The sequence below is a fragment of the Gallibacterium faecale genome (assembly GCF_027920745.1).
Taxonomy (GTDB): Bacteria; Pseudomonadota; Gammaproteobacteria; order Enterobacterales; family Pasteurellaceae; genus Gallibacterium; species Gallibacterium faecale.
The window spans coordinates 1-6,991 of record NZ_JAQIBB010000122.1; the positions used below are offsets into that span (position 1 = coordinate 1).

At 36.7% G+C, this 6,991-nt stretch carries 6 protein-coding genes; 3 read left to right on the top strand and 3 right to left on the bottom strand.

All coding sequences use genetic code 11. The features are described 5' to 3' along the window. Positions 1 to 183 precede the first annotated feature (183 nt). Together PF272_RS13040 and PF272_RS12295 are read left to right on the top strand one after the other, a co-directional pair. Positions 184 to 375, top strand: a complete 192-nt coding sequence (locus tag PF272_RS13040; protein WP_413789458.1) for a TRAP transporter small permease subunit — start codon at positions 184 to 186, stop codon at positions 373 to 375. Beyond that, on the top strand, positions 369 to 1,637 hold the full coding sequence (locus tag PF272_RS12295; protein ID WP_271142979.1) for a TRAP transporter large permease: 1,269 nt from the start codon (positions 369 to 371) through the stop codon (positions 1,635 to 1,637). The genes PF272_RS13040 and PF272_RS12295 overlap by 7 nt, the downstream gene beginning before the upstream one ends. 74 nt (positions 1,638 to 1,711) lie before the next feature. Here the strand turns inward: PF272_RS12295 and rpoD are convergent, their stop codons facing one another. The 3 genes from rpoD to rpsU all read right to left on the bottom strand — a co-directional run bounded on the left by rpoD (position 1,712) and on the right by rpsU (position 5,759). Continuing rightward, positions 1,712 to 3,589, bottom strand: a complete 1,878-nt coding sequence (gene rpoD, locus PF272_RS12300) for an RNA polymerase sigma factor RpoD (RefSeq protein WP_271142980.1) — start codon at positions 3,587 to 3,589, stop codon at positions 1,712 to 1,714. 52 nt (positions 3,590 to 3,641) lie between these two features. After that, the gene (gene dnaG / locus PF272_RS12305) at positions 3,642 to 5,435 is read right to left on the bottom strand and encodes a DNA primase (protein ID WP_271142981.1); all 1,794 of its coding nucleotides are present in this window, start codon (positions 5,433 to 5,435) and stop codon (positions 3,642 to 3,644) included. A gap of 108 nt (positions 5,436 to 5,543) precedes the next feature. Next, positions 5,544 to 5,759: a 30S ribosomal protein S21 gene (gene rpsU / locus PF272_RS12310; protein WP_013745715.1), complete on the bottom strand. Its 216-nt coding sequence runs from the start codon at positions 5,757 to 5,759 to the stop codon at positions 5,544 to 5,546. Between the two features lie 208 nt (positions 5,760 to 5,967). On the opposite strand from rpsU, the gene tsaD reads away from it, so the two are divergent. After that, on the top strand, positions 5,968 to 6,984 hold the full coding sequence (gene tsaD / locus PF272_RS12315) for a tRNA (adenosine(37)-N6)-threonylcarbamoyltransferase complex transferase subunit TsaD (RefSeq protein ID WP_271142982.1): 1,017 nt from the start codon (positions 5,968 to 5,970) through the stop codon (positions 6,982 to 6,984). The last annotated feature ends 7 nt before the right edge of the window (positions 6,985 to 6,991 follow it).

The following is a 6,991-nucleotide window of genomic DNA, read 5'->3' on the forward strand; positions in this document are numbered from 1 at the left end:
AAAAAACACCCGAGTCTTAATCCCTTTCATACAGGGCGATGTCTTTCGACGTTCACATCCGCGGTATATAGAAGATATCGCAATGGTCTTAATCCCTTTCATACAGGGCGATGTCTTTCGACTTTTCGTCAAGTCAGTTATATCTGGTTCGATACCTTGTCTTAATCCCTTTCATACAGGGCGATGTCTTTCGACTATATTGTTTTAATAATATATTTTGGATATAAGCTATGTATGAATAATATTAATGTGATATCGCCATTATTAAATATACCAATGTGGTTGATAAATCTATCTATTCCTATAGGTGGGGCTTTGATGTTAATAGAGCAAGTAAGAATATTGATAGAGCGTAGGAGAGGGGATTCATGTTAGTTATTGCATTTCTAGTGTTTTTTATCTTAATTTTATTTGGCGTTCCAATAGCTTTTTCTATGGGGTTAAGTGCTGTAATTGCAATTACAGCAAATGATTTACCATTAACTTTAATTTCACAAAGGTTATTTTCTGGGCTAAATACATTTTCTCTATTAGCTATTCCTCTTTTTATGTTAGCAGGAGAATTAATGGAACATGGAGGGATATCTAAAAGACTTATTTATTTATCCAAATGCTTAGTTGGCCATTTTCGTGGTGGACTTGGTATGATAGATATTTCTACGTCCGTAGTATTTGCAGGTGTTTCTGGATCTGCAGCTGCTGATACTGCTGCTGTAGGCTCTTTAATGATTCCTTCAATGAAAAAGAATGGTTATCCTGCTGGAATGAGTGCTGTATTACAAGCTGTGGCTGGTTCTCTCGGTCCAATTATTCCTCCTAGTTTAACAGCAATTATTTTTGCATCATTAACAGGATTATCCATAAAAGATTTATTTTTAGCAGGAATTATTCCAGGAATCTCCATTGCTATAGGGTTAGTAATAGTTACGTTCTTCTATGCTAAAAAACTAAATTTAGGTGGAGAAAAGAAAGCTTCTAAAGAATTAGTGTGTCAAGCATTTAAAGAGTCTTATTTGGCTTTATTTATGCCAATTATTATTATTGGAGGTATTTTAGCTGGTCTTTTTACACCAACTGAGGCGGGGGCTATTGCTGTTCTTTATTCTATAGCAGTTGGGGTTTATCATAAAGAATTGAATTTACAGGGTATAAAAAAAGCAATTATAAATGCTGCTGCAATGACTGCAATGTGCACATTGATCATTTCTGGAGCAACAGTATTATCATGGATAATAGCATTTACTCGCCTTCCTGAATTAATAATAAATTTCTTAACTGGAATTACAGATAATTCATATATCATATTATTTTTGTTAGTAGGTTTTTTATTATTTATTGGTATGTTTATTGAAACAATTGCAGCTACTATTATTGTTGCCCCAATTTTGATGCCGATAGCATATCAATATGGAATAGATCCTATACAATTTGCAATTATTATGATTGTAGTATTAGTTTATGCTGGTGTTACTCCTCCGGTTGGTGGTGTGCTTTTTATCACGATGGGTATCGCTGAAGTAAAATTAGATAAGACATTAAAGTATTTACTACCATATTTATCTATAGTCTTTATTGTTATTACATTGATGATTCTTTTTCCAAGTTTTTCTTTATGGATCCCAAAATTGACAATGTAAGATTTTTCTTAAAACGTCTTAAAAAAGGTCGAGTAGATTACTCGACCTTTCTATTGTTATGATGAATTAATAATTTATTCGTCTAAGAAACTGCGCAAGGTTTCTGAACGACTTGGGTGGCGAAGTTTGCGTAATGCTTTGGCTTCAATCTGACGAATACGTTCACGTGTTACATCAAATTGTTTACCGACTTCTTCCAAAGTATGATCAGTGTTCATATCAATACCAAAACGCATTCTTAACACTTTCGCTTCACGAGGGGTTAATCCTTCTAGAACTTCGTGTGTTGCAATCTTTAAGCTTTGTGCTGTTGCAGAATCAAGCGGAAGTTCTAGCGTATTGTCCTCAATGAAATCACCTAAATGTGAATCATCGTCATCTCCAATTGGAGTTTCCATTGAAATAGGTTCTTTAGCGATTTTTAATACCTTACGGATTTTATCTTCAGGCATACCCATACGTTCAGCCAATTCTTCAGGTGAAGCTTCACGTCCCATTTCTTGTAGCATTTGGCGAGAAATACGATTTAATTTATTAATTGTTTCAATCATATGTACAGGAATACGGATAGTACGAGCTTGGTCTGCAATTGAACGGGTGATTGCTTGACGAATCCACCAAGTTGCATAAGTAGAGAATTTATAACCACGGCGGTATTCAAATTTATCTACTGCTTTCATCAAACCGATATTACCTTCTTGAATTAAATCAAGGAATTGTAAACCACGGTTGGTATATTTTTTAGCAATAGAGATAACCAAACGTAAGTTAGCTTCTACCATCTCTTTTTTCGCACGGCGTGCTTTTAGTTCACCTTGTGAAATTTTTTCGCCAATTTGTCGAATTTGGGTAATGGTTAAACCGCTTTCTTGTTCAATTAATTGGAGCAGATGAATTGCTTGACGAATATCTTGCTCATAATCTTTTAATTTTTCAGACCAGTTTTTACCTGCGGCTAATGCTTTTTCGATCCAAGCATCATTGGTTTCATGTCCAATAAATGCTTTTTGGAATGTTCCTTTTGGCATTTTTGCATATTCAACAGCAAGACGTTGAATGTGTCTTTCTTGGGTACGAATACGTTTCATCATGTCACGCATCGATAAAACAAGAAGATCGAATTGTTTTGGTACCAAACGGAATTGTTGGAAAACATCGGATAAAGCATTAATTTGATCTTTGGCTTTTTTATTGCCGCGACCATATTTCTCAATCGCTTCTACTGTTTTTTGATGTTGTTCTTTTAATGCTGTGAATTTTTCACGGGCAACTTCTGGGTCGATACTGTTATCAGAGTCGCCATCTGAACTGTTGTCAGAATCGCTATCACTGTCTTCATCATCGTCACTATCATCAGCATCATTAGAAGAAGACGATAAACTTTCCTCATCATCTTCATCAACATCATCATTCATAAATTTAGAATAATTTTCAGTATCTACTGCATTTGGATCGACAAAACCAGTAATTAAATCAGAGAGGCGAACTTCACCTTTTTCTACTAAATCATATTGTTGTAATAAATGATTTAATGCTTGAGGATATTCCGCAACTGCACACTGAACTTCATTAATTCCTTCTTCGATCCTTTTCGCAATATCAATTTCTCCTTCACGAGTAAGGAGTTCAACACTTCCCATTTCACGCATATACATACGGACAGGATCAGTGGTGCGACCGATTTCAGATTCAACACTAGAAAGTACTTGTGTAGCTTCTTCTACTGCATCTTCATCTGTCACATTTTCGTTCAACATAAGATCATCAGCATCTGGGGCGGTTTCAAGTACTTGAATCCCCATATCATTGATCATCTGAATGATGTCTTCTATTTGATCGGCATCAACGAGGTCTTCTGGCAAACTATCATTAACCTCTGCATAGGTTAAATAACCTTGTTCCTTGCCTTGTGCAATTAATTGTTTTAACTGTGATTGTGGATTTTGATCCATATTTTGACATCCAATAATTGTTGATTAGCAGAAAGCATTCTTCATATTCTCTTTATGAAGAATAGACCGAAGCTAGCAATTTTCGACTATTTGCTAGCAGTTCTATCAGTTCTTTTTTTTCATCTAGCGACAAAGTATCTGTTCGATCTTTCGCTTTTAACGCTTCAATGCGCTTTTCCATTACTTTAGAATGTAAGTGTTTTAGATTACCATAAAAAGTCGCTTCAATGTTATCATCTTTTATTAGGTGATCCCAAATTGCGAGTTTTTCAATAATTTTTTCTTCTGTTTTTCCCCGCCAATATTCCAGTAATTGTCCTGTTGTAATACCACTTTTTTCGATACATAGTTGATAAACTTCAAGAAAAAGTGATAGCCCGGGGAGGTTTAAATCTTGTAGCACTTGCGGATTACTTAATAAAACACGGGTAATTGGTTTATCCGCTAGTTCTGGATTTTGTAATAATAAAGCAATCAGTAAACGCATTGGTGTAGCTTTTAATCTTGCTTCATTCTCTTTTTGGGTTTCTGTTGCTGTAGCAATCATAGCAGGCAACATTTTTTCTAATAGTGCTGCATCCATAATGCCAAGCTTTTGTCCAAGCATATTACGAAGATAAAGACGTAATGTTTCGCCTGGAATTTTATCAATTAATGGTACCGCTAGAGCTGCTAACTTACTCCGTCCATCTTTTGTACTTAAATCAACTTGAGTCAATAAGTGTTGAAATAAGAAATCACTCATTGGCATAGCGTCTAAGAGAAATTCCTCAAATTTTTCTTTGCCAATTTGGCGAATAAAAGTATCAGGATCTTCGCCGTCTGGTAAAAAAATAAATTTTAATTGTCTGCCATCATAAAGATGGGGCAAAGCATTTTCTAAAGCGCGCCAAGCAGCACTTCGTCCAGCATTATCGCCATCATAACAACAAATAATTTGTTCAGTAGCACGGTATGCTATTTGGATTTGTTCGCCTGTGGTTGCGGTACCTAAAGAAGCAACGGCATTCGTGACACCAAATTGGGCAAGAGCAACAACATCCATATATCCTTCAACGACTAATAAGTAGTCCGGATTATCATTTTGTTCTAATGCTTCATATAACCCATATAACTCACTGCCTTTATGGTAGGTCGCCATTTCTGGTGAGTTAAGGTATTTTGGCTTTTCATCACCTAATACACGCCCACCAAAGGCAATCGTCCGACCGAGGCGATCTCGGATAGGGAACATAATCCGCTGCCGAAAACGATCATAAGCAGTGCCAAAATCGTTTTGCGTGATCATTCCCGTATCTAGTAATTTTTGTCGATCTTCTGGTGATTGACCAAAATGACGTAATACGGAATTTGTCCCGGAAGCAAATCCAATTGCAAAACGTTGGATAACTTCTGTGGATAAACCACGTTGTTGTAAATAAGCTTGAGCGGGTAATGCTTGTGTAAGTTGTTGTTGATAAAAAACAGCAATGTCTTGCATTAATTGGTGCAAGTCACGTTTACTTTTATAATTTTGATTTGCAGAATTGTTATGGCTAAAAGTATTTTCTCTTGGAACATCAACACCTTGCAGTGCAGCTAACTCTTCGACGGCCTCAACAAATTCGAGCTTATCATAATCCATCAAAAATGAAATGGCATTACCATGTGCACCACAGCCAAAACAGTGATAAAACTGTTTTTTGGCACTGACAGTGAATGAAGGGGTTTTCTCATGATGGAATGGACAACAAGCTTGATAATTTTGTCCGGCTTTTTTGAGTTTTACTCGAGAATTAACGACATCAACAATGTTGGTACGTGCTAAGAGTTCATCAATAAAAGTACGCGGAATGAGTCCTTTCATCGTATCTACCTTAAGCTAGCCAACAAAATTCTATAGGTTAATAAAAAGAAATAACCGTGCTTCTAATAAAGAAGCACGGTTTAAATATCGTTTAAATCAAAGAATGAATTAATATAAACGAGTATGACGTGCATTCTCGCGAGCTAATTTCTTAGCGTGACGTTTAGCTGCAGATGCTTTTTCACGTTTACGAATAGTTGTTGGTTTTTCGTAGAATTCACGGCTACGAACTTCTGCTAAGATTCCCGCTTTTTCGCAAGAACGTTTAAAACGACGTAACGCTACGTCAAATGATTCATTTTCACGAACTTTAATTACAGGCATGAGCCAATCACCTCAATGAAATTTATATACAATTTTAGGGTTATATAACATAACCTTTACTCAATAAAGGTCGCAATTTTAATCTATTTCAGGATAAAAAGTAAAGAGAGGATTATGCTTATTTTGTTGCCAAACTAGCGATTGGCTAGAGAAAATTAGAAAAAAAGAGTAAAATGCCGACCAATTTTTGGCTAGATAAAACAAACAGATGAAAGTTTTAGGTATTGAAACCTCTTGTGATGAAACAGGAGTGGCAATTTATGATGAAGAGAAAGGGTTAATTGCCAACCAACTTTATACACAAATTAGTTTGCACGCTGATTATGGTGGTGTGGTGCCAGAGTTAGCTTCACGTGATCATATCCGTAAAACGGCACCTTTAATTCAAGCGGCATTAGCAGAAGCAAAATTAACCGCACAAGATATTGATGGGATCGCTTATACTTGTGGGCCAGGATTGGCGGGTGCATTACTAGTTGGGTCAATGGTAGCTCGTTCGTTAGCTTATGCTTGGAATGTTCCTGCTTTAGGCGTACATCATATGGAAGGGCATTTATTAGCACCGATGTTAGAAGAACGTGTTCCTGCATTTCCTTTTTTGGCTTTGCTAGTGTCTGGTGGACATACACAGTTAATTCGTGTGAATGGCGTAGGTGATTATGTTTTATTAGGTGAATCTATTGATGATGCAGCAGGGGAAGCATTTGATAAAACAGCGAAATTATTAGGGCTAGATTATCCTGGTGGAGCGGCGTTATCTCGTTTAGCAGAACAAGGTAATCACGATCGTTTTGTATTTCCTCGCCCAATGACAGATCGTCCAGGATTAGATTTTAGTTTTTCAGGCTTAAAAACCTTTGCCGCTAATACAGTCGCTCAATATCCACAAGATCAACAGACACGATGTGATATTGCTTATGCATTCCAAGCTGCTGTTGTTGATACACTTGCGATTAAATGTCAGCGCGCATTAAGTGAAACTGGATTAAAACGGTTAGTCATTGCTGGAGGTGTTAGTGCGAATAAACAGCTTAGACAGCGTTTAGGTGAGTTAATGCAAAAATTAGGTGGGGAAGTTTTTTATCCCGCACCACAATTTTGTACCGATAATGGGGCAATGATTGCATATGCTGGTTTCTTACGCTTGAAAGCAGGGGAACATACGGATTTATCGGTGGAAGTACGACCACGCTGGCGAATGAGCGAGTTAGCAAAAATTGCCTAAGCATTAA